The 21,327-nt window shown below is 59.2% G+C and carries 24 protein-coding genes, 1 tRNA gene and 1 pseudogene; 15 read left to right on the top strand and 11 right to left on the bottom strand.

Annotated features, from left to right (window positions below; genetic code table 11):
- The first annotated feature begins 2 nt into the window (after positions 1-2).
- From ABLV76_RS10265 to ABLV76_RS10250, 4 genes and pseudogenes are all read left to right on the top strand, one after another.
- Positions 3-530, top strand: coding sequence for a fimbrial protein (locus ABLV76_RS10265; RefSeq protein ID WP_049092673.1), 528 nt, complete (start codon positions 3-5; stop codon positions 528-530).
- Positions 531-557: 27 nt separating this feature from the next.
- Positions 558-1,043: a fimbrial protein gene (locus tag ABLV76_RS10260; RefSeq protein WP_072500825.1), complete on the top strand. Its 486-nt coding sequence runs from the start codon at positions 558-560 to the stop codon at positions 1,041-1,043.
- Positions 1,044-1,060: 17 nt separating this feature from the next.
- Positions 1,061-1,966: a fimbrial protein gene (locus ABLV76_RS10255; RefSeq protein ID WP_004205356.1), complete on the top strand. Its 906-nt coding sequence runs from the start codon at positions 1,061-1,063 to the stop codon at positions 1,964-1,966.
- A pseudogene (locus ABLV76_RS10250) lies at positions 1,963-2,616 on the top strand (fimbrial protein); the annotation flags it as partial. The gene ABLV76_RS10255 and the pseudogene ABLV76_RS10250, both read left to right, overlap by 4 nt.
- Positions 2,617-2,696: 80 nt before the next feature.
- On the opposite strand, the gene ABLV76_RS10245 reads toward ABLV76_RS10250, so the two are convergent.
- Both ABLV76_RS10245 and yjdI read right to left on the bottom strand, forming a co-directional pair.
- Positions 2,697-2,969 (bottom strand): GNAT family N-acetyltransferase, encoded by a 273-nt coding sequence (locus ABLV76_RS10245; protein WP_002916201.1) that lies wholly within the window; start codon positions 2,967-2,969, stop codon positions 2,697-2,699.
- A gap of 11 nt (positions 2,970-2,980) precedes the next feature.
- Complete coding sequence (gene yjdI / locus ABLV76_RS10240; protein ID WP_004205354.1) at positions 2,981-3,211, bottom strand: 4Fe-4S mono-cluster protein YjdI; 231 nt, start codon at positions 3,209-3,211, stop codon at positions 2,981-2,983.
- Positions 3,212-3,435: 224 nt separating this feature from the next.
- Here yjdI and ABLV76_RS10235 point away from each other — a divergent pair, with 224 nt between their 5' ends.
- Genes ABLV76_RS10235 through ABLV76_RS10220 form a run of 4 tightly spaced genes read left to right on the top strand, consistent with a single transcriptional unit; the run spans position 3,436 to position 8,135 of the window.
- On the top strand, positions 3,436-3,708 hold the full coding sequence (locus ABLV76_RS10235) for a YtcA family lipoprotein (protein ID WP_348878300.1): 273 nt from the start codon (positions 3,436-3,438) through the stop codon (positions 3,706-3,708).
- Between the two features lie 6 nt (positions 3,709-3,714).
- Positions 3,715-4,740 carry a multidrug transporter subunit MdtN gene (mdtN, locus tag ABLV76_RS10230; protein ID WP_004205352.1) on the top strand — a complete coding sequence of 342 codons (1,026 nt, stop codon included), beginning with the start codon at positions 3,715-3,717 and terminating at the stop codon, positions 4,738-4,740.
- Between the two features lie 12 nt (positions 4,741-4,752).
- Entirely contained in the window at positions 4,753-6,690 is a 1,938-nt protein-coding gene (gene mdtO, locus ABLV76_RS10225) for a multidrug efflux transporter permease subunit MdtO (protein WP_064795042.1), read from the top strand.
- Complete coding sequence (locus tag ABLV76_RS10220) at positions 6,687-8,135, top strand: MdtP family multidrug efflux transporter outer membrane subunit (protein ID WP_048325651.1); 1,449 nt, start codon at positions 6,687-6,689, stop codon at positions 8,133-8,135. The genes mdtO and ABLV76_RS10220 overlap by 4 nt, the downstream gene beginning before the upstream one ends.
- Positions 8,136-8,397: 262 nt before the next feature.
- Here the strand turns inward: ABLV76_RS10220 and ABLV76_RS10215 are convergent, their stop codons facing one another.
- From ABLV76_RS10215 to ABLV76_RS10195, 5 genes are all read right to left on the bottom strand, one after another.
- Positions 8,398-8,697 (bottom strand): DUF1889 family protein, encoded by a 300-nt coding sequence (locus tag ABLV76_RS10215; protein ID WP_094311413.1) that lies wholly within the window; start codon positions 8,695-8,697, stop codon positions 8,398-8,400.
- A gap of 184 nt (positions 8,698-8,881) precedes the next feature.
- A complete protein-coding gene (locus tag ABLV76_RS10210; RefSeq protein WP_017899270.1) occupies positions 8,882-10,435 on the bottom strand; it encodes a peptide MFS transporter in 1,554 nt (517 codons plus the stop codon).
- 471 nt (positions 10,436-10,906) lie between these two features.
- Entirely contained in the window at positions 10,907-11,329 is a 423-nt protein-coding gene (arsC, locus tag ABLV76_RS10205) for a glutaredoxin-dependent arsenate reductase (RefSeq protein ID WP_017899271.1), read from the bottom strand.
- A 9-nt stretch (positions 11,330-11,338) separates the two neighbouring features.
- Positions 11,339-12,631 carry an arsenic transporter gene (locus ABLV76_RS10200; protein WP_117093796.1) on the bottom strand — a complete coding sequence of 431 codons (1,293 nt, stop codon included), beginning with the start codon at positions 12,629-12,631 and terminating at the stop codon, positions 11,339-11,341.
- Between the two features lie 51 nt (positions 12,632-12,682).
- Positions 12,683-13,012, bottom strand: coding sequence for a metalloregulator ArsR/SmtB family transcription factor (locus tag ABLV76_RS10195; protein ID WP_004205342.1), 330 nt, complete (start codon positions 13,010-13,012; stop codon positions 12,683-12,685).
- Between the two features lie 219 nt (positions 13,013-13,231).
- On the opposite strand from ABLV76_RS10195, the gene ABLV76_RS10190 reads away from it, so the two are divergent.
- Together ABLV76_RS10190 and ABLV76_RS10185 are read left to right on the top strand one after the other, a co-directional pair.
- Complete coding sequence (locus ABLV76_RS10190) at positions 13,232-13,525, top strand: YciI family protein (RefSeq protein WP_004205341.1); 294 nt, start codon at positions 13,232-13,234, stop codon at positions 13,523-13,525.
- 18 nt (positions 13,526-13,543) lie between these two features.
- A complete protein-coding gene (locus tag ABLV76_RS10185) occupies positions 13,544-14,116 on the top strand; it encodes a DUF1349 domain-containing protein (RefSeq protein WP_004205340.1) in 573 nt (190 codons plus the stop codon).
- 3 nt (positions 14,117-14,119) lie between these two features.
- Here the strand turns inward: ABLV76_RS10185 and ABLV76_RS10180 are convergent, their stop codons facing one another.
- Both ABLV76_RS10180 and ABLV76_RS10175 read right to left on the bottom strand, forming a co-directional pair.
- Complete coding sequence (locus ABLV76_RS10180) at positions 14,120-14,383, bottom strand: hypothetical protein (RefSeq protein ID WP_122542318.1); 264 nt, start codon at positions 14,381-14,383, stop codon at positions 14,120-14,122.
- Between the two features lie 160 nt (positions 14,384-14,543).
- Positions 14,544-15,443 carry a LysR family transcriptional regulator gene (locus ABLV76_RS10175; RefSeq protein WP_004205338.1) on the bottom strand — a complete coding sequence of 300 codons (900 nt, stop codon included), beginning with the start codon at positions 15,441-15,443 and terminating at the stop codon, positions 14,544-14,546.
- A 138-nt stretch (positions 15,444-15,581) separates the two neighbouring features.
- Here ABLV76_RS10175 and ABLV76_RS10170 point away from each other — a divergent pair, with 138 nt between their 5' ends.
- Genes ABLV76_RS10170 through ABLV76_RS10155 form a run of 4 tightly spaced genes read left to right on the top strand, consistent with a single transcriptional unit; the run spans position 15,582 to position 18,326 of the window.
- Positions 15,582-15,890 (top strand): hypothetical protein, encoded by a 309-nt coding sequence (locus tag ABLV76_RS10170; protein WP_004205336.1) that lies wholly within the window; start codon positions 15,582-15,584, stop codon positions 15,888-15,890.
- A gap of 2 nt (positions 15,891-15,892) precedes the next feature.
- The gene (locus ABLV76_RS10165) at positions 15,893-16,456 is read left to right on the top strand and encodes an NAD(P)H-dependent oxidoreductase (RefSeq protein WP_048295566.1); all 564 of its coding nucleotides are present in this window, start codon (positions 15,893-15,895) and stop codon (positions 16,454-16,456) included.
- A gap of 20 nt (positions 16,457-16,476) precedes the next feature.
- On the top strand, positions 16,477-17,496 hold the full coding sequence (locus ABLV76_RS10160; protein WP_048295567.1) for an aldo/keto reductase: 1,020 nt from the start codon (positions 16,477-16,479) through the stop codon (positions 17,494-17,496).
- Positions 17,497-17,528: 32 nt separating this feature from the next.
- Positions 17,529-18,326, top strand: coding sequence for a carboxymuconolactone decarboxylase family protein (locus tag ABLV76_RS10155; RefSeq protein ID WP_348878299.1), 798 nt, complete (start codon positions 17,529-17,531; stop codon positions 18,324-18,326).
- A 251-nt stretch (positions 18,327-18,577) separates the two neighbouring features.
- Here ABLV76_RS10155 and ABLV76_RS10150 read toward each other — a convergent pair whose 3' ends face one another.
- Positions 18,578-19,495 carry a LysR family transcriptional regulator gene (locus tag ABLV76_RS10150; protein WP_004205331.1) on the bottom strand — a complete coding sequence of 306 codons (918 nt, stop codon included), beginning with the start codon at positions 19,493-19,495 and terminating at the stop codon, positions 18,578-18,580.
- A gap of 129 nt (positions 19,496-19,624) precedes the next feature.
- On the opposite strand from ABLV76_RS10150, the gene ABLV76_RS10145 reads away from it, so the two are divergent.
- On the top strand, positions 19,625-21,013 hold the full coding sequence (locus tag ABLV76_RS10145; protein ID WP_348878309.1) for an MFS transporter: 1,389 nt from the start codon (positions 19,625-19,627) through the stop codon (positions 21,011-21,013).
- Positions 21,014-21,180: 167 nt separating this feature from the next.
- Here ABLV76_RS10145 and ABLV76_RS10140 read toward each other — a convergent pair.
- Positions 21,181-21,254 (bottom strand) — tRNA-Gly (locus tag ABLV76_RS10140).
- Between the last annotated feature and the right edge of the window lie 73 nt (positions 21,255-21,327).

The raw sequence follows: 21,327 nt of genomic DNA, 5'->3' as shown, positions 1-21,327 counted from the left end.
TGATGAGAACACCGCAGTTTCTGCTGAGCGCCCTGCTCGCTCTGTTCGCGCCGCTGGCCTTCGCTGCCGACAGCACGATCGCCATCAGCGGCTATGTGCGCGACAACGCCTGCGCGGTGGCCGGAGAGTCGAAGGATTTCACCGTCGATTTGCAGGACAACGCCGCGAAGCAGTTTTACGCCGTCGGGGCGACGACCCCGCCGGTGCCGTTCCGTATCGTGCTATCGCCCTGCGGCACTTCCGTCACCGCGGTGAAGGTCGGTTTCACCGGCGTGGCGGACAGCGTCAATACCAGCCTGTTAAAACTCGACGCCGGCGCCTCGGCGGCGGCGGGAATGGGGGTGGACATTCTCGACCAGCAGCAGTCCCGGCTGCCTGTCAATGCCCCGTCGTCAGCCATCGCCTGGACCACGCTGACGCCGGGCCAGACCAACATCCTGAACTTTTACGCCCGTCTGATGGCCACGCAGGTGCCCGTCACCCCCGGGCATGTCAATGCGACAGCAACATTCACCCTGGAATTTCAGTAAGTGGAGGCTGAAATGAAATGGACCCACGTGGGCTGGCTACTGGCCGGCCTGTTAACCGCGAGCCCTTCCCTGCGGTCGGCCGACGTCACCCTTACCGTCAACGGGAAGGTGGTGGCCAGACCCTGCACGGTCTCCACCGTCAATGCCACCGTCGAGCTGGGCGATCTCTACACCTTCAGCCTGATTGGCGCAGGCTCGGCATCGGCCTGGCACAGCGTGGCGCTGGATCTCAGCAACTGCCCCGTCGGTACCTCACGGGTGAAGGCCACCTTCAGCGGAACGGCGGACAGCACCGGCTATTACAAAAACCAGGGGACGGCGGGCAATATTCAGCTCGAATTGCAGAGCGAGGATGGCACCACGCTGAACAATGGCAGCAGCCAGTCGGTACAGGTGGATGAGGCCAGCCAGTCCGCCCGCTTCCCGTTGCAGGTCAGGGCCCTGTCGGTCAACGGCGGCGCCACGCAAGGCACCATTCAGGCGGTGATTAACGTGACCTATACCTACGCCTGAGCCAGGAGAGCATCATGATGAAAAAAATTATCCCTTTATTCACCACCCTGCTGCTGTTGGGCTGGTCGATGAACGCCTGGTCCTTCGCCTGCAAAACAGCCACCGGCGCGACGATCCCCATCGGCGGCGGCTCAGCCAACGTCTACGTTAACCTGACCCCGGCGGTCAACGTCGGGCAAAACCTGGTGGTCGACCTCTCCACGCAGATTTTTTGCCATAACGACTATCCGGAAACGATCACTGACTACGTGACCCTGCAGCGCGGATCCGCCTATGGCGGTGTGCTGTCAAGTTTCTCTGGCACCGTGAAATATAACGGCACCTCTTACCCCTTCCCGACCACCACGGAAACGGCGCGGGTGATTTACGATTCCCGGACCGATAAGCCCTGGCCGGCCGTCCTGTATCTGACGCCGGTCAGCACCGCCGGCGGGGTGGCGATCACCGCAGGATCGTTAATCGCGGTGCTGATCCTGCATCAGACTAACAACTACAATAGCGACTCCTTCCAGTTCATCTGGAATATCTACGCCAATAACGACGTGGTGGTCCCCACCGGCGGCTGCGATGTCTCCGCCCGCGATGTCACCGTCACCCTCCCCGACTACCCGGGCTCCATGGCCGTGCCGCTCACCGTGCACTGCGCGCAGAGCCAACAGCTGGGGTATTACCTCTCCGGCGCCACCGCGGACAGCGCTAACGCGATCTTCACTAACACCGCCTCCGCCTCGCCGGCGCAAGGGATAGGCGTCCAGCTTACCCGCAACGGCAGCGCCGTGCCGGCGAACAGCACTGTCTCACTGGGCACCGTCGGAACCTCGCCGGTCAATCTCGGCCTGACGGCGACCTACGCCCGGACCACAGGCCAGGTCACCGCCGGTAACGTGCAGTCGATCATCGGCATTACCTTTGTCTATCAATGATGACCGAGTACATCCTCTCTCCCTGCTCGCTGGCCGCCCGTGGGTTGAGCCAGCTGATGCACAACGCGGGGAAGCGGCCCGTCGTGCTGCCGGTGGAGGGCGTCTCTCTGCGGGAGCTGGCCGCGGTGAAGCGGATCGTGGTCTTTCTTCCTGACGATCCCCTGTGGATGCTCACCACACTGCGCCAGGCGGCCAGGCTGCTCGACCAGGCATCACGCCCGTTGCCGATGCTGATGCTTAGCCGCAGCCCGGCCATCTGGCTGTGGCGAACGCTGCTTTATCAGGTGAGCCATCCGGATCGTTTGCGCAACGTCCATGCCGCTCCTGCCGACCTCCCCTGCGCGCAACTGATCCATCGGCTGAAGAACGCGCCGCGGCTTGAACGCCTTGCCAGTGAAGCCGCCCTGATCCACCGAAAACGGGCCGCCGGTTTAAGTCATGCCGAGCTCAAAGCGCTCCTCGCCCTGCTGCAAGGGCAGACGATAGGCGAGCAGTCGCAACGTCTCGGATTGAGCCAGAAAACGCTCTACGCTCAGCGGCTGGCGGGGGTGAAAAAGCTGGTGGAATATCACCCGCATCTGGCCCCTCGCTTTCCGCACAGGCAGCCGCCTCGTTCATCAGCAAACTCACGGTCGGCATTTGTACAGGCATGAGGGGAAGCGATGAGTGACTAAAGGCGTGGATTCGCTGGCGAGAGAAAAGCGCACCGGTTTACACCGGTGCCGGTACGTCAGGCGCGAATATCGTCGTATTCACGGGTGTTATCGAATTCATGTTTGGCAAACGGGCAGAGAGGAATAATCTTCCGCTGCTCCTGGCGCATTTTTTCCACCACCTTCGCCACCAGCTGTTTCCCCACCCCCTGGCCTTTCAGGCTGGGATCGACATCGGTATGTTCGATAATGCTGAGGTGTTCGCCGGTGGGAACAAAAACAATCTCCGCGACCTGGTTACCCTGCGCGTCGTTAACATAAAATTTGTTGTGCCCTTCCAGTATTTCCATCTTCTCCTCGCTTATTTATGACGATATTGCAGCGCGCCGCTCGGGCAGGTATCGATCACCTTCACCACCGTCGCGACATCTACTTCATCCGGGATGATCCACGGCTTACGCTTGAGATTGAACAGCTTCGCGCTGCCGCGCACGCAGTTCCCGGAATGCTGACAGATCGCCGTATTAAAGTAGACGTCGATTTTCTCCCCGGTGTAGGCCCGGTAGCCGGCTTCCAGTAATTCCTTATCCATGACATTGCCTCGGTCTTGTTTTATGACTTTCAGGCTAAGCATAGTCCTCCGCTTGACGGCTGACTATGCGCAAGTCGGTAATGGGCGTGAGGAGAGCGATTTGGCGCATCCTCCCCCTCTCCCGGCGCGCAAGGATCCCGCAGTCAACGAACGGTTGACTTTCATTCCCGCAACGAGGCGATTACACTCATGACACACTGGTAAGAGCACTCAGGGATGTTCCATTGAATCATATTGCCACCATAGCCCGCCCAGCGCTGCTACTGCTCGTCTTGCCGCTGACCGGCTGCTCACTCTCACCAGCGATCCCGGTACTGGGCGCCGCATTCCCCGGCTGGTTTTTCTGCTTGTTGGGCGGGGCGTTTTTACTGATCCCCTGCCATATCCTGATTACCCGTAAAGGCTGGCAGCCTCGCTTTTCTCCCCTGGTCTTCAGCTATGTCGCGCTGATGTTCCTGTTCGCCACACTGCTGTGGTTTCTGTTTTTTGTTCACTGATCGCTTATGACTACTTCCCGCACTCCCCTGTTACGCAAGAAATGGCCTCTGCTGGCGCTGGTCCTGGCCGCCATCCTGGCACTGATCCTGGTTATCTGGCAGTTGCAAACGTCGCCAGAGACCAATGACGCCTATGTCTACGCCGATACCATCGATGTGGTGCCCGAGGTCAGCGGGCGCATCGTGGAGATGCCCATTCGCGATAACCAGCGGGTGAAAAAAGGCGATCTGCTGTTCCGCATCGACCCCCGCCCCTATCAGGCGATGCTCGATGACGCGAAAGCGCGGCTGACGACCCTCGACGCGCAGATTATGCTGACCCAGCGCACCATCAAAGCGCAGGAGTATAACGCCCAGTCGGTGGCGGCCGCCGTCGAGCGCGCCAGAGCGCTGGTCAAGCAGACCACCTCCACGCGCATCCGCCTTGAGCCGCTGGTGCCGCAGGGGTTTGCCTCGCAGGAAGATCTCGATCAGGCGCGCACCGCCGAGAAAGCGGCGCGGGCGGAGCTGGAGGCCACGCTGCTGCAGGCCAGACAGGCCTCGGCGGCTGTGACCGGCGTGGATGCCATGGTGGCGCAACGCGCCGGGATCCTGGCGCAAATCGCCCTCGCCGAACTGCATCTGGAATTCACCGAAGTGCGCGCGCCGTTCAACGGCGTGGTGGTGGCGCTGAAAACCACCGTCGGCCAGTACGCTTCGGCGCTGAAGCCAGTCTTCACCCTGCTGGATGACGACCGCTGGTATGTGATCGCTAACTTCCGCGAAACCGACCTGAACAACGTGCACCCTGGGGTGGCGGCGCGCATCACCGTGATGACCAACCACAACCGGACCTTTAACGGGGTGGTGGATTCGGTCGGCTCCGGCGTCCTGCCCGAAGGCGGGAGCGTCATCGAAGGCCTGCCGCTGATCCAGAAAAGCATTAACTGGGTCCACGTCTCGCAGCGCTTCCCGGTGAAAATCGCCGTCAGCGATCCCGATCCGGAACTGTTCCGCATGGGCGCCTCGGCCAGCGCCGTGCTGCAGCCGTAGCCGGGCGACGCGATGTTTCCTCTCGCCCATTTTTTACGCCAGGAACTGCGCGACGCACCGGGACGCGCCAGCTACACGCTGCGCCTGACGCTGAGCTGTGCGGTGCTCATCACCCTGTTCATGACCCTGCAGATCCCCTTTCTGGCCGTCGCGCTGATCGTCGTGTTCTACGTCAGCCAGCCTAACGTGTTGATGATTAAGTTAGTCAGCGTGGTCTTTTTTGTCACCGTCAGCGTGGCGCTCGGCGGCGTGCTGCTGATCATCAAGTGGACCTATGACTACCCGCTGATCCGCCTGGCGGCCTCCGTGGCGCTCTTTTTCTGCGCCATCTATCTAATGCGGGTGCTGGGCAAGCTGGGACTGGCCTTTTTCGTGGTGGCGCTGGCGGTGATTTACGCCCAAACCTTCCCGTCGATGACCAGCCAGAGTGAAATCCTGGTGCGGCTGCTGCTCTGGCTGTGGGTGGCGATTAACACCGCGATCCTCGTCACCCTGCTGGTCAACGCCTGTTTTCAGCAGGCCTTTCCCGGCAACCAGTTTAAGGCGCGTCTGGCGGAGATGCTGCAGGCGGTCGCCAGCCGGCTGGCAGACCCGGACGCTGAAGCGCCACCGACCTTCGGCGAGACCGCCGCGCAGTTCAACCAGCTGCAGTCGCTGTTCGCCCAGGCCAGCCGGGCGACGCCGGAGATCGCCGCCGATCCCCAGGCCTGGCGCTCGCGGCTGGCCGCCACCCTGCGCTGCTACCAGCTGGCGGCGCTGCTGCAAGCGGACGAGGCCGATAGCGACGATCGCCTGCGGCTGTCGCAGGCGGTGCTGCAGCTGAAGAGTGCCCTCAGCGAGGGGCCGTTTGACGGCGCTATTCCTCCCCTGGCGCTCAGCGGCCGCGGCGTCAATCGCGCCGTTCTGCAGGAGATGGCAGCCCTTCTGCAGCGGCTGGCCCAGGGTGAGCCCGTTGCTCTGCCGCAGGGCGAGGTGGAGAAGCCGCCCCTGCTGGCGCCGGACGCCTGGCGCAACCCGGCGTATCTCCATTTTGCGCTCAAGACCCTGCTGGCGACGCTAATCTGCTATGTCTTCTATACCGCTGCCGACTGGCAGGGACTGCATACCATTATGCTGAGCTGCGTGATCGTCGCCCAGCCCGGGCTGGGCGCCACGATGCAAAAGACGTGGCTGCGCATCGGCGGCGCGCTGTTCGCCACTCTGCTGGCGCTGCTGTTAATCGTTTTTGTCCAGCCCTGGACCGACTCGCTGTCGGGGCTGCTGGCGATGTCCCTGCCAGTGCTGGCGCTGGCGGCCTGGATTGCCGCCGGTTCGGAGCGTATCGCCTACGCCGGGATCCAGATTGGCTTCACCTTTGCGCTGGCCTTCCTCAGCTGGTTTGGTCCGCTGACTAACCTCACCGAGCTGCGGGACCGGGTGCTGGGTATCCTGCTCGGGGTGCTGGTCTCCTCCATTGTCCATTTATATCTCTGGCCGGACAGCGAAGCGCCGCAGCTGAAATCGCGCCTCGCCGGACTCTATCGCCGGCTGGCGGACTGCCTCGCCGCCCCGCACGATGCGGTGCCGCTGGCCCCTCTGTTTGTCGCCTTCACCGACAGCGAAGCGCTTATCCATCGGGTTCGCGCCGAACCGCTGGGCACGTATGCCCACCCCTGGCCCCAGGCGAAAAACTGGCCGATGCGCGCCACCCTCGCCCGGGCCGAGGAGATCGCCCGCCTCAGCGAAGGGTACCGGCTCAACGCCGCGCCGGGAGACCCGACCCTGGCCCGCTGCGCCGAACAGCTGCGGCGCTACGCCGAACGTATCGAACAGGAGGCAACGGCCCCTGCCGAACCGCTGGCCACCGACCTGACTAACCCCTTTGGCCCGGCGCTGGCCGCCGCGCTGGCCACCCTGCCCGACTGGGGCCCGACACCGATAGCGACTGAGCAACAGGCTAAAACGTCATGATGATCCTTCCTTTCTCCGCGCGGCTGCGCGACACTCTCCTTACCCTGACGCTGACGCTGCTCAGCGGCTGCGCGCTGATTCAGGACGAGCCTGCCCAGGTCGCCATCGTCAATCCGCAGCAGGCCCAGCTGGCGCAGGTGATCCACCTGGCGAACAGCAACTGGCCGGCAGCCCGCTGGTGGGAGGCCTACGATGACCCTCAGCTCAATATGCTGATCAATCGGGCGCTGCAGAATTCGCCGACCATGCAGGCCGCCCGGCTGCGCATCTCCCAGTCGCAGTCTACGGTGGAACTCGCCCAGTCGGCGATGGGCCTGCAGGCTACCGCCGTCGCGGCGCAAAACCGCCTGCGGATCACCGACAAATCCTTTAGCTGGCCCTACTCCTACTCCCTGCCGGTGGATAAGAACGGTCCGTGGTATACGCTGAACACCGTTGGCGTCGGGGCGCAGCTGAATATCGATCTCTGGGGAGCCGATCGCGCCCGGGTCGCCGCCGCCATTGGCGAGAAAAACGCCCGGCTGGCGGAGACCGCCGGCATTGAGCTCGACATCGCCAGCAGCGTGGCGCAGCTCTATTTCGCCATGCAGGCGACATTCCAGAAAATCGCGCTGCTGCAGGAGCTGGAGGGCATTGCCCAGTTCTCGGTGGCGGCCCACGAGCACCGGACCCAACGCGGTGTGGAGGATAGCGTGGACGTGGCCAACGCCCAGGCCGAACAGCTCGCCGCCCGCCAGCAGATCATTAGCGCCGAGGGGATGCTGACCCAGTATCGTGAAACCCTGCGGGCGCTGATCGGCGCCGATGCGCAAAGCATGCCGGCGATCCATCCGGTAGCGCTGCCTGCGCTCCAGGAGACGCTGCCGCCGTCGCTCTCTTTCGAGCTGCTGGCCCGCCGCCCGGACCTGCAGGCGCTGCGCGGGTACGTGACCGCCTCCCTGAGCCAGGTCGACGCGGCGAAAGCGGCCTTCTATCCCCATTTTGATATCAAAGCGTTCTGGGGCTATAACGCCCTGAGCGTCGGGGATCTGTTTAAGTCCTCTTTCCAGCAAATCAACCTGCTGCCCGGGCTCTATCTGCCGATCTTCGACGGCGGTCGTCTGAACGCCAATCTGCAGTCGGTGCGCACCGCCAGCAATATTCTGATCAAACAGTACAACCAGGCGGTGCTGGACGCGGTTCGCGATGTCGCCATCAGCTCCAGCCAGCTTAACGACCTGAATCAGCAGCGTGCGCTGCAGCAGCTGAAGGTCACCGCGGCGCAGACCACCACCGACAGCGCTCGCGCCCATTATCAGCGCGGCCTGCTCAGCCGCTACGCCGCCGAAGAGGCCCGACGGGCGGTTCTTGCCCAGCAGTTGTTGCTGCTGGACATTGAGGCCCAGCGGCTGAGCACCGACATTACCCTGATCAAAGCCCTGGGCGGCGGCTACCGCGGCCAGTAACAAAAATGCCTTCCCGGAGGGGAAGGCATTCAGACTGCAGCCAAAGGGCAATCTTCAGGGGTTGCCCGGCGGCGCTGCGCTTGCGCGGGCCTACAGCCAACCGCATAACGGTTTGATATTGCTGCCTTTCGTAGGCCGGGTAAGGCGAAGCCGCCACCCGGCAGAAAGGCGGGCACAATAACCAAACAGGTTTGTCATCAGCAAGAATGCCTTCCCGGATGGGAAGGCATTAAACAGAAGACGCGGGATTGATGCGCGGCGATTACACCAGGGCGCGCAGCTCTTCGCGCATGTAGGTGGAAAAGAATTCCGGATGCTTAATCACCAGCCGTTCGCCGGCGGCGACCCGTTCAGCCCACTCCGCCACTTTGTCGGTAAACCCGGCGCTCCAGCCCTGCTGCTGACCGCGCTCAGCGACATCAGCCGGGCTGACTGGCACGCCCAGTTCTTTCAAATATTTGAGAATTCCCTTCGCGGTACTTTCATCCATAGACTGTGGTACTGGCTCAGACGTATTCATACCACCAATGAAATCCAATGCTTTATCAATGACTGCTGGCATAGGTGTGTCCTTATATTAACCACATAGTAAACCTGACTACACTATGGACCGGAAAGCGACGTGATTTCAAAGAACACGCTCACGTTATGGGACATCGCGCATTCAGAAAAGGGGATTTTGCACAGCTGAGGCGGGGGTTGGACAAAAAACAAGCCGGTCCCGGGGGACCGGCCTGGGGATCGCGTCAGGCGTTGCTGACGGATTTTTGCGCGGCGCTGGACTGACTGTTCTCCAGCATCCGGCGGACCGGGACAATCAGCACGGCCAGTACGGCGGCGCAGATCAGCAGCGCGATAGAGCAGCGGGCAAAGAGGTCCGGCAGCAGCGACAGCTGATCGGCCTTCACATGACCGCCAATCAGCCCCGCCGCCAGGTTACCCAGCGCGCTGGCGCAGAACCACAGCCCCATCATCTGGCCGCGCATTCTCTCCGGCGCCAGCAGGGTCATGGTCGCCAGACCAATCGGGCTCAGGCACAGTTCGCCGAGCGTCAGCATCAGGATGCTGCCCACCAGCCACAGCGGCGACACACCGGCCCCGCCGTTGTTCAGGACGTTCTGCGCCGCCAGCATCATCAGGCCAAAGCCCGCCGCCGCGCACAGGATGCCAATGACGAATTTGGTCATACTGCCCGGACGGACGTTTTTACGCGCCAGCGCTGGCCACGCCCAGCTGAAGACCGGCGCAAGCAGAATGATAAACAAGGCGTTAATCGACTGGAACCAGACCGCGGGGATCTCAAAATCGCCGATCATCCGGTTGGTGTAGTCGTTAGCAAACAGGTTGAAGGAGGTCGGTTTCTGTTCAAACGCGGACCAGAAAAAGGCCGCCGAGACCAGCAAAATAAAGCATACCAGCAGGCGCGCCCGCTCTTTACGGCTCAGGCCGGCGAAGACGAACAGCCAGATGAAATAGAGCGCCACGGAGGCGGCAATCACATAGACCAGCACGCTGGCCACCGCCACCGGGTTAATCACGATCGTGCCCAGGCTAATGAGCGTGACCAGCACCGCCACTCCCAGGGCCAGCGCCAGCAGCCACGCCCCAACTCCATTCTTTTTAGCCACCGGGCTGTTCCAGGTGGAATCGAGGCCAACCTCCGCGTCATAGCGCTTCATCGACGGTACGGCAAAGACACGGAAAATGATCAATGCCACCAGCATCCCGATCCCCCCGATGCCGAAGCCCCAGTGCCAGCCATGGGATTTAATCAGCCAGCCGGAGATTAACGGCGCGATAAACGAGCCGATGTTGATCCCCATGTAGAACAGCGAAAAACCACCGTCGCGGCGCGCGTCGCCTTTTTTATACAGGGTACCGACCATCACCGAGATACAGGTTTTAAACAACCCGGAACCGAGGACGATAAACATCAGGCCGATAAAGAACAGGTCGTTGCCCAGCCATGCCGACAGGGCGATCGACAGGTGCCCGAGGGCGATAAGAATCGAGCCGTACCAGACGGCGCGCTGCTGGCCTAGCCAGTTATCCGCCAGCCAGCCGCCCGGCAGCGCGGCCAGATACATACTGCCGGCAAAAATCCCGACGATCGCCGAGGCGTTCTCCCGCGCCAGCCCCATCCCGCCGTCGTAAACCGTCGCCGCCATAAACAGGATCAGTAAGGGACGGATCCCGTAAAACGAGAAACGCTCCCACATTTCAGTGAAGAACAGGGAGCCCAGCGGATAAGGATGGCCGAAAAAGGTACGGCTTTCGTTTTTATTAACAGAGGAATGCATAAATTCTCCAGAAAAGGTGCGCCGCAGCGCAAGTTAACCGTATAAAGCGGGCTGACGATTTATAATTTGTTTGTCTTAACATCAGATACGAGCATTTTTAACCATTTGATAACCATGCAGTGGTTTTGTCCAGCCCCTTACCGTTCCTTTTTAGATGAAAAGTCGACAAACATCTAGTTTTATAGATTTAATGTTCGCAAAAACGTAAACGGCGTTGACATTATGCCATTGTGCAGAATACATAATTTTATTTATTAAAAACAGTAAGTTGATTGATTAACAAAGGACAAAAACCGTCGGTGCGGGCAGGGCATATAACGACAGCAAAAGTAAGGGAAACGGGCCGGAGGAGGCAGAAATAGCGCTAAGGGAGAATATTGTTAAGCCATCCAGGTGCTACCCCCGGAGAGCCAACCGTGCGGCAGGATTTACAAGGCTTGCCGGCTGCTATCGCCGGCGCCATTTTGCGCGCTATTTTACACGCTGCCCCGCCCGATCAATGACCCGCTCACCGTCTTCCTTCACGAAGGCGCCTTTTTGCGGCGCCGGCAGGATCTCCAGCACCACCTCTGACGGGCGGCAGAGCCGGGTGCCCCGCGGCGTCACCACGATCGGACGGTTAATCAGGATCGGATGCTGGAGCATAAAGTCGATTAACTGGTCATCTGTAAACCGGTCTTCCGCCAGGCCCAGCGCGTCGTAGGGTTCGACGTTTTGCCGCAGCAGCGCCCGCACCGGGATCGCCATCGCGGCGATCAGCTGGCGCAGCTCATCGCGCGACGGCGGCGTCTCCAGATAATAGATAATGGTGGGCTCAGCGCCGCTGTTGCGGATCAGCGCCAGGGTATTACGCGAGGTACCGCAGTCAGGGTTATGGTAAATGGTGATGCTCATAGTACGTTCTCATGGCTGGTTGAAAGAGAGACGCAGCGCCAGCGCGGCCAGCGTCACAAGCAGCACCGGCAGGGTCATGATGATGCCGCAGCGGAAATAATAACCCCAACCGATGGTGATGTGCTTCTGCGCCAGCACATGCAGCCAGAGCAGCGTGGCCAGGCTCCCAATCGGCGTGATTTTCGGCCCCAGATCGCAGCCGATGACGTTGGCATATATCATGGCCTCTTTGATCGTCCCTGTTGCCGCACTGCCATCAATCGACAGGGCGCCGACCAGTACGCTGGGCATATTATTCATGATTGAAGAGAGGAAGGCCGACAGGATACCGGTGCCCAGCGTCGCGGCCCACAGCCCGCGCTCCGCCAGCATGTTCAGCACCGTGGTCAGATAATCCGTTAATCCGGCGTTTCGCAGGCCATACACCACCAGATACATCCCCAGCGAGAAGATCACAATCTGCCATGGGGCGCCGCGCAGCACCTTGCCGGTGTTAATCACCCGCCCGCGCTTCGCGACAGCAAACAGGATCCCCGCTCCCGGCGCCGCGATGGCGCTGACCGGGATCCCCAGCGGGTCAAGAACGAAAAAGCCGACCAGCAACAGCAGCAGCACGCCCCAGCCGGTACGGAACGTCGCCGGATCTTTTATCGCCGTGGCCGGCGCTTTCAGTAACGCCATATCCCAGGCGGGTGGGATATCCTTGCGAAAGAACAGGTGCAGCATCGCCAGGGTGGAGATGATCGCAGCGAGATCGACCGGCACCATCACCGAAGCGTACTCCCTGAAGCCAATGGCAAAGAAATCTGCCGACACGATATTCACTAAATTCGACACCACCAGCGGCAGGCTGGCGGTATCGGCAATAAACCCGGCTGCCATGACAAAGGCCAGCATCGTTCCCTTACTGAACCCCAGCGCCCGCAGCATGGCAATCACGATGGGCGTGAGGATCAGCGCCGCGCCGTCGTTGGCAAACAGCGCCGCCACCGCCGCGCCGAGCAGGATAATCCAGGTAAACAGCAGACGACCCCGCCCTCTTCCCCAGCGGGAAACGTGTAGCGCGGCCCATTCAAAAAAGCCGGACTCGTCGAGCAGCAGGCTGATAATGATCACGGCGATAAACGTGGCGGTGGCATTCCAGACGATATGCCACACCACCGGGATATCGGCTATCTGTACGCCTCCGGTGACCAGCGCCAGCGCCGCGCCAAAGGCCGCGCTCCAGCCGATCCCTAAACCCCGCGGCTGCCAGATCACCAGCACCAGGGTCAGGACAAAAATCGCACCTGCCAGCAACATCGTTCCTCCACCAATCACATTCGAAAAATCATATATGACAAGATAAATTTTTTACCGACAACCTGGCCCGTCGGTCAGTCTGCTGATCATCAGCCGCACATCGTCCTGCTGACTTAGCCAGGCCTGCTCAATCACCTGCGCCGCCCAGGCCGGCATCTGCGGAGAGAGGCGATAATGGACCCACTTACCCTGTTTTCGATCCCGCAGCAGCCCACTCTCCCGCAGCATTGCCAGATGGCGGGAGATCTTGGGCTGGGACTGGGCGAGCGCCGTACAGAGATCGCACACGCACAGCTCTCCCCGGGCCTTGAGCAACAGCACGATCCCCAGCCGGGTTTCATCGGCGAGGTTTTTGAACAGTTGCAGGGGTAATAAAGACATGGTTTCTCCTCAAGCGTGACGGACAGCATACGGGACCACGATTAAAGATCAATATACATTCGAAAATACATATATGTTTTTTTCACAGCTGCGATAAATCTCCCTGCTGTTGCAACACGCGCCTCCTGCTCAATAGCACGCAAAAATGCCGCGCTTTCTTTTATCCATCATTGAAATGTGTCAGGCTGAAGATCCCATCGGATTGACAGGGTTTTCAGGATGAGTACGATTTATGTGGTTGTTTTAACGTATATAAAACCGCTCGAAGAGATTGACAACGCGATCCCCGCCCACGTCGAATGGCTCAAAAAATGCTATGCTGACGGCCTCTTTCTCGCCTCCGGCCGCCGTATTCCTCGTACCGGCGGGGTGATTCTGGCGAAATGCGACAGCCGGGAAATTCTGGAATCGCGTCTGGGCCAGGATCCCTTCCAGCAGCTGGGCCTCGCCCATACGGAGATTATTCCCTTTGAGGCCAGCATGGCGTCGCCCGCGCTGCAGTCGCTGTTATAAGCCTGTTCCGGAGGAAAAATGCAGCCATCCTTTCACTGGATTAATGAACCTGCCGAGTGGCACCGCGATGCCGACGGCCTGACGGTGGTCACCGATAAGCATACCGACTTCTGGCGCCATACCTGGTATGGCTTCGAACGCTTCTCCGGCCATCTTTATGCCGCTGAGGTGGAGGGCGATTTTACCCTGCAGGCAAAAATCTGTGCGGATTTCACCACGCTTTACGACCAGGCCGGGCTGATGATGATGGCGGACGAGCAGACCTGGCTGAAGGCGGGGATTGAGTTTAATGACGATGCCCCGGCCATCGGCAGCGTGCTGACGTTAACCCACTCCGACTGGGCCACCGGGCTTTTCCCCGGCGACCCGCGCACTTTCTGGCTACGGCTGACCCGCAAAGGCGATGCGTTAAGGCTGCAGTATTCGACCGACGGCGAGCGCTGGCCGCTGCTGCGTCTTGGCTACTTTCCGCCAGGCCCGGTAAAAGCCGGCGTCATGTGCTGCTCACCGGAGCGCGGCGGACTGGCGGTTGCATTTCGGGATATTCAGCTTTCCCCGCCGCTGGACAAAGCGCTGCACGATCTGAGCTGAACGCTAGCGGGAAGACCCGACATTCTCTGCATCCTGAGGGCCAGGATTGCAGGGTTCGCGGGTGCCGGGCAGGTAAAAATGGCCGTGCTTATCGGGATCGGTGCCGCCCGGGCACCCTGCCCTGCCCGAGGAGTTATCGCTACTGCCGCCGTCCGAACCGTTGCCGCCGTCGGCGCCCGATATTACCGACTGGCCGTGATGGCCATGCGCTGCAGTGGCTGAAAACGCCACCAGCGCGAATACACAGACCATTAAGCGTCTGCCCATTGCTGCCTCTCCCTTATTGAAATTCCCCGCCCATCGCGTTGACGATGGGATAAGCCGTTGCACCGCGATAAAAAACCGCTTTATCCGCAGGGAGTATAGGGTTAAGACAGAGGGAAAGACAGGGCCGGTGTCTTCAGACATTTCGCACGCAAAATAGCCTTTATGCCGCAGTATGCGCTATCAGAAAATCAATCAGGGCTTTCACCCTTTTCGTTTTACCCGCGTTTTTCGGGTAATAGAGATAAACCGGCGGATAGGTTTTCCAGTAGTCCTCCATCACCGGTAGAAACTGTTCACGATCGGGCTGTAGCCGCCAGATAGGTTCAAACAAGCGGCCAATCCCCAATCCATGGCGGATACCGTCTGCCATGACGTCAATATCATTGCTGATTAACTGCCCCGGCATCTCCACGGTGAGTTGCTCGCCGTGGTCATTGAGGATCAGCGGCAGGATGCGGTGGTTGGTAATAAAGCGATAGCCAATCAGCCGGTGATGGCTGAGATCGGCGGGCGACTCAGGCACGCCATATTCGGCCAGATAGGCTGAGGAGGCATATAACCCTTCGCGAAACGGTTTCATTAACGGGCGGGCGACCACCCCGCCTTCGAGAATATCGCCAAAGCGGATCCCAAGGTCGAATCGTTCTTCAATGATATTGACGGTACCGTCATAGACCGATATTTCCAGCTGGATCCCCGGGTATTGCTGACAGAAAGCCGCCATCGCCGGTTTAAGAATAAGCAGGTAGGCAAAGCGCGAGAGCGTAATTCTCACCGCCCCGGAGGGTTCCCGATTCTGATCGCGGAGGCTCTCCAGCGATGTTTCCAGAACCTCGACCGCCGCAGCGGTTTGCTCCAGCAACTGTTGGCCAGTTTCCGTCAGCTCGATTCGCCGGGTGGTACGCACAAAAAGCGGATGACCGATATGCTCCTCCAGCAGCTTAAGGGCATTGCTAACAGACGGCGGCGTGATTTCTAATTTCCTCGCCGCGGCCGAGATATTGCCTTCGCGCGCAATGCTCTGAAAGATGCGTATTTGATTATAAAGGGCGTTATTCATAGCATCTCCTTGCGACAGTCTCGCCTGATTATTAAGTACAGGCTAAATATTCTTAAGTCAATGACCGCCTAATCTTCACTCCCTGTGGCTCGTATACTTTTGTCTCTTCCCGCTGATAACGACTTTCCGGAGACAACGATGCGAATTTTATGTCTGGATATCCCCGCGCCCGGCGCAACGCTGGAACACTATGCGCCGCACCTTACCGCGGAAGCCCTCCATGCCTGGGGGCTGTATAAATCTGGCTTTATCCGCGACATCTATTTCCGTCAGGACCGACCCGGCGTCGCTATTTTCCTAGAGTGCGACACCGTGGAAGAGGCGAATAACGTCATGGCCGAATTTCCGCTGGCGAAGGCGGGTTTATTAACCTTCGAGTGTATTCCACTCGGCTCGTTTATTAACTGGGAAAACCTCTTCTCTGCCGAATTTAAACCTCAGGAGTAACGATGAGAAAGCCTCATATCCTTATCGTTTCCGGGCATCCGGATCTTAACCATTCCATCGCCAACGCCACCATCCTCGATGAGCTGGCGACCGCCCTGCCTGATGCGGAAATCCGTCGTCTGGACTGGCTCTATCCGGACGGCAAATTCAACATCGCCGCAGAGCAGGAAAGCCTGCTGCAGGCGGATGTGATTGTCTGGCAGTTTCCCTTTAGCTGGTATGGGCTGCCCGGGTTAATGAAACAGTGGCTGGACGAGGTCTTTGTCCACGGCTTCGCCCATGGCTCAACGGCGAAACTGGGTGGTAAAAAGCTGATCCTCTCCTTCACCACGGGAGCGCCACAGACGCTCTATACCGCTGACGGTTTCTTTGGCCATGCCATTGAGGAGTATCTCCTTCCCTTCGAGACCACGGCCAGGCTGTGCAATCTTGAGCTGCTGGCGCCGGTTTATACCTGCGGCATTAGCTACGCCGACCGGGATGCCGACAAAATCGCTCAGCAAAAAACGCGTGCCCGGGAACACGCGGCCAGACTGATCGCACGGCTTAAAACTCTGGTGGAATAACCCAAAGGGAGAAAATAAAGATGCAGTATACCCGGCTCGGGAAGAGTGACTTACTGGTCTCCCGCATCTGCATGGGATGTATGGGGTTTGGCGATCCGTCAACGGGCCAGCATCGCTGGACGCTGGACGAAACAGCCAGCAGGGAGATCATCCGCTACGCGCTGGAACAGGGCATCAATTTTTACGATACCGCCATCGCCTATCAGAACGGCTCCAGCGAACGGTACGTTGGCCGGGCGCTGCGGGAGATGGCAAAACGCGAGGATGTGGTGCTGGCCACCAAGTTTCTGCCACGAACCGCTGCCCAGATTGCCGAGGGGATCAGCGGAAAACAGGCGATCACCCGCTCGCTTGACCAGAGTCTGCGAAACCTTGGGATGGACTACATCGACCTCTACATTTACCACATCTGGGATTACAACACCCCGGTTATCGACGTGCTGGAGGCGCTGCATGCCGCTGTCGCCGCCGGCAAGGTGCGCGCGATTGGCATTTCCAATTGTTATGCCTGGCAGTTGGCGAAGGCGAACGCCCTTGCCGAACGCGAAGGGCTCACGTCCTTTGTTTCTGTGCAGAGCCACTACAACCTGATTATGCGTGAAGACGAACGAGAGCTGTTCGGGCTGTGCGCGGAAGATAATATCGCGATGACTCCCTATAGCGCGCTGGCCAGCGGCCGTCTCGCCCGCTTAGAAGGCCACACGCGGCGAGCGGTGGAAGATGATTATGCCCGGGGCAAATACGACCGCACGGCAGAGCAGGATCGGAGCATTATTGCCCGCGTCGCCGAACTTGCCGAACGGCATCAGGTCTCCATGACCGAAATTTCGCTGGCCTGGCTGCTGACTAAAGTCACCGCCCCGGTGGTCGGTGCCACGCAAAAGCATCATGTTGACGGCGCGGTCAACGCTGTAGCCCTTCAACTGAGCCCGGAAGAAATCCGCTATCTGGAAGAAGCCTATCAGCCGCACTTCCTCACCGGCGTGATGGCGCAAAACACGCCGCAAGCCAAAGACCATCCTCAGGTGTGGACGCGCTAACGATCCGCCCAGTGGATCGGAAAGGAGCAAATATGAAAAACGTGATTGCCGCGGCAGCCTTGTCGCTTGTGCTGTCTGATTTTGCTTATGCCAACGAACAAAGAGATGAAGCTATGATGAAAATTACCCCTTCTACCCTTACGGACGCTGATATTCAAGCGGTGTCGCCGGCGCTGGCGCGCTTCGGCCGCGAGGCCATCAGCAACGACCTCTGGCAACGTGACGCCCTGTCCGCCCGCGACCGTAGCATCGTGACCATGGCGATGCTGATTGCCCGCAACCAGCCAGGAGAGCTGAAGCACTATATTGCCGTCGCGCTCGATAGCGGCGTGACGCCAGCGGAAGTGTCAGAGATCATTACTCACCTCGCCTTCTACGCTGGCTGGCCCAATGCGATGTCAGCCGTCAGCGTCGCTAAAGCCATCTTTGAAGCCAGGGGCGTGACGGCAGAGGCCCTGCCCGCCGCCTCGCCGACGCTGCTGCCCCTCAATGAACAGGTAGAGAAACAGCGTGCAGACACCGTCGAAAAAAATGTCGGCCCCATTTCACCTGGCCTGGTTAAATTTACCGCCGACCCGCTGTTTCTCGACCTCTGGCAACGGCCCGCGCTAACGCCCCGCGACAGAAGCCTGGTGACGGTCAGCGCGTTAATCGCCGCCGGACAGAGCGCGCAGATTGGCTACCACCTAAACAGAGCCATGGATAATGGGCTTTCGGCTGAAGAGGCCGGAGAAGTGGTTGCCCAGGCGGCGTTCTACGCGGGATGGCCAAATGCGTTTACCGCTGCTCCTGTGGTCGGTGAGGTATTGCGATCGCGAGAGCAAAACTGAATAAAAAAGAATAAAGGACAGGGAAGCTGTCCTTTATTCGTCGTTAATTGTTAATTTAAAGGTACCACGAGGGCTTTCGATTAGGTCTCACGGAAAGAACATAAACGGTCTATCGAAGTATGGAGACTTCGATCGTGAATCTGTTCAGATCGCTCATTGAGAAAATTTCCGTTCCGTATGCCGTCATGAGTCTCATCCTTTGAAAGCAGCGATCGCTGTGGCGAGACTGTAGCGCGGACATGTCTATTTGGTCAGGCCATGACTGACCTCCCCCCACCGCATATCGCAAGAATTTGCTTTCTCAGCCAGCGGTGACCGGGGTCGCGTTCCATCCTTGGGTGCCACATCTGCGATACCGTAATACGACGGCTTTTGAACGGCAGCTCGAAAACGTGTACCTGGTCCGTTACCTGCTGATTGAGTAAATAGAGTGCGGGTATCATGGCGATAAGATCCGATTCCAGCGCCACGGACAGTGCTGTCGGAAATCCCGGTACGACGCTCGCAATTTTACGTTTTGTCCCCAGTTCGGCCAGCGCATCGTCAACGGATCCGTGCAACGCGCCCTCGGGTGACGCTACCACATGGCCCCAGGCGACATAATCACCCACGCCTATTTCTGCCTGCTTAGCCAGCGGGTGCCCTTTACGCACGACGCCAACAAACCGATCCTCAAACAGTCGTTGCAGCCGTATTTCTGGCCCCATATTACTCTGAACGCCAATCTCCAGATCAACCAGCCCTTCCCGAAGATAGCGCGACGTTTTTTCCGGCTTAGGCGCGAAGCGTATACAGACGTCAGGCGCGGCGTCGGCAACCGCTGCGATGAGCGCAGGCCCAAACGCCACCACAAAACCATCGTTTGCCCTGATGGTAAAAAGACGCGCCAGACTTCGCGCGCAGAACGTTTCCGTTGAGGGCTGCAATACTGCCCTGGCCTCGTGCACTGCACGCCTGGCGCGATCCCGGGTCGCTTCGGCCCACGGGGTCAGTACCATGTTACGCCCGGCGCGCACCAGAATCGGGTCTCCTGTGACATCGCGTAATCTGCTTAATGTTCGGCTCATGGCCGAGGTGCTGAGGTTCAGACGACGTGCCGCACCTGCGACACTCGCTTCACTCAGCAATATGTCGAGAGCTACCAGCAAATTAAAATCGGGATCAGACATTACCCTTTCTCCCAGCACATTAAGATAAGGCGTTTGATGCAACAATAAAGTGAAAATAGTGCGCCTTCCGCCCAGTAAAAGCCATCTTTATAGTTTTGTCATCCATACACTCTTCTCAGAGGACAAATGATGACGCTCTTTTCCAGCCAACCCGGCGACGAAGGACTGCCTGGGCCGGCGCGCGCACGGGTGATGGCCGCAATAATGACCACCACCTTAATGGGCGTGTTTGATGGCACCATGATCAACATTGCCCTGCCCTCAATGGCTCAGGAGATGCAGGTACCTGCCGGTATTGCCGTCTGGTTCGCCAACGGGTATCTGCTGGCGGCTGCGATGACGCTGGCGATATTCGCGGCGCTTGCGGCCCGTCTGGGTTATCGCCCCGTATTTCTGGCGGGCCTGACGACCTTTACCCTGACATCACTGGGTTGCGCGCTGGCGAATAAGCCCGAAGTGCTTATCGGTATGCGCGTGCTTCAGGGGATCGGCGGCGCGGCAACGCTGAGTATTGCCCCCGCAATACTCAGGTCCGTATTTCCCGGACGATTACTTGGCCGCATTCTGGGGTTCCATGCCCTGCTCATTGCCTCCAGCTCCGCTATCGGCCCGGTATTGGGTGGTACGATCCTTCACACCCTGAGCTGGCAATGGCTGTTTGCGATAAACGTTCTTCCCGGCACCCTCGCCTTACTGCTGGCGGTCAGAGCGCTGCCGCGGGATGCGATCCGTATACAGGCGCCCTTCGACACCCTGGGCGCCATATTGTCGGCGCTGCTGTTGGGTTCGACGATCATGGCGGCGAACAGCCTACAGAACGCCACTTATCAATTCGGCAGCCTTTGCTGGATGGCTCTCGCTGCGCTGAGCGGCATGGCTTTTATCTGGCAAATCCGCCGCACGGGTCATCCCTTACTGCCGCCGACCATGTTTAAAAATGAACGTTTTACCCTCGCGGCCTTCACGTCGATGATTGCTTTTTTCAGCCAGGGGATCACCTTTATTGCGCTACCCTTCCTGTTTCAGAGCGAATACGGCTACAGTCCGGTAGTGTCTGCCCTGCTGTTTACGCCGTGGCCATTAGGGATCGTGGTGATTGCGCCGCATGCAGGCCGTTGGGCGGACACGATATCAGCCCCGGCGATATCCACTCTGGGGCTGGTGATATTTGTCGTCGGTTTGATCCTGCTGGCGACGTTACCCGCCAGCCCTTCAATGTGGGATATCTGCCTGCGAAGTCTGGTGTGCGGAATAGGGTTTGGCTGCTTTCAGAGTCCCAATAACCGGGAAATGCTCTCAAACGTTATTCGTGAGCACGCGAGTTATGCGTCCGGTGTTTTATCCATTATGCGCACTTTCGGGCAGTGCCTGGGAGCCGCCGCTGTAGGCGTTCTGCTGGCAGCAGATGAAAGGGCAATTCATGTTGCGCTGTGGAGCGCCGCCGCGGCCTCTGCGGTATCGGTCGTCGTCAGCGCGAGCCGGTTGCGTAAAATCACTCATCCTGCGGAAACAGGATAAGTGCGAAAATATCACTAAACGCTACGACTCCAGCGCCAGCAGCGCAAAACGCCGATCCGGCAACCAAAGTGGAGTCCTCCGTCGGAGTTCAATAGACTAACAGAAAGCTATAACCGCTTATTTTTCAAGGGAAAATTGAGTTGGGTAGACTTCAGGAGACTTGAAATTGGAGCGGGCGAAGGGAATCGAACCCTCGTATAGAGCTTGGGAAGCTCTCGTTCTACCATTGAACTACGCCCGCGAAGAGGTGCGAGAAGCATTATAGCCCTTACGCACCCTGTGACAAGCCTGCCGGATGCTGACTGGCGATAAAA

Origin of the sequence: Klebsiella sp. GB_Kp047, from assembly GCF_040065235.1 — a bacterium.
GTDB lineage: Bacteria > Pseudomonadota > Gammaproteobacteria > Enterobacterales > Enterobacteriaceae > Klebsiella > Klebsiella quasipneumoniae.
The sequence above is the reverse complement of the archived record's forward strand: the minus strand, read 5'-3'. Positions and strand labels throughout refer to the sequence as shown.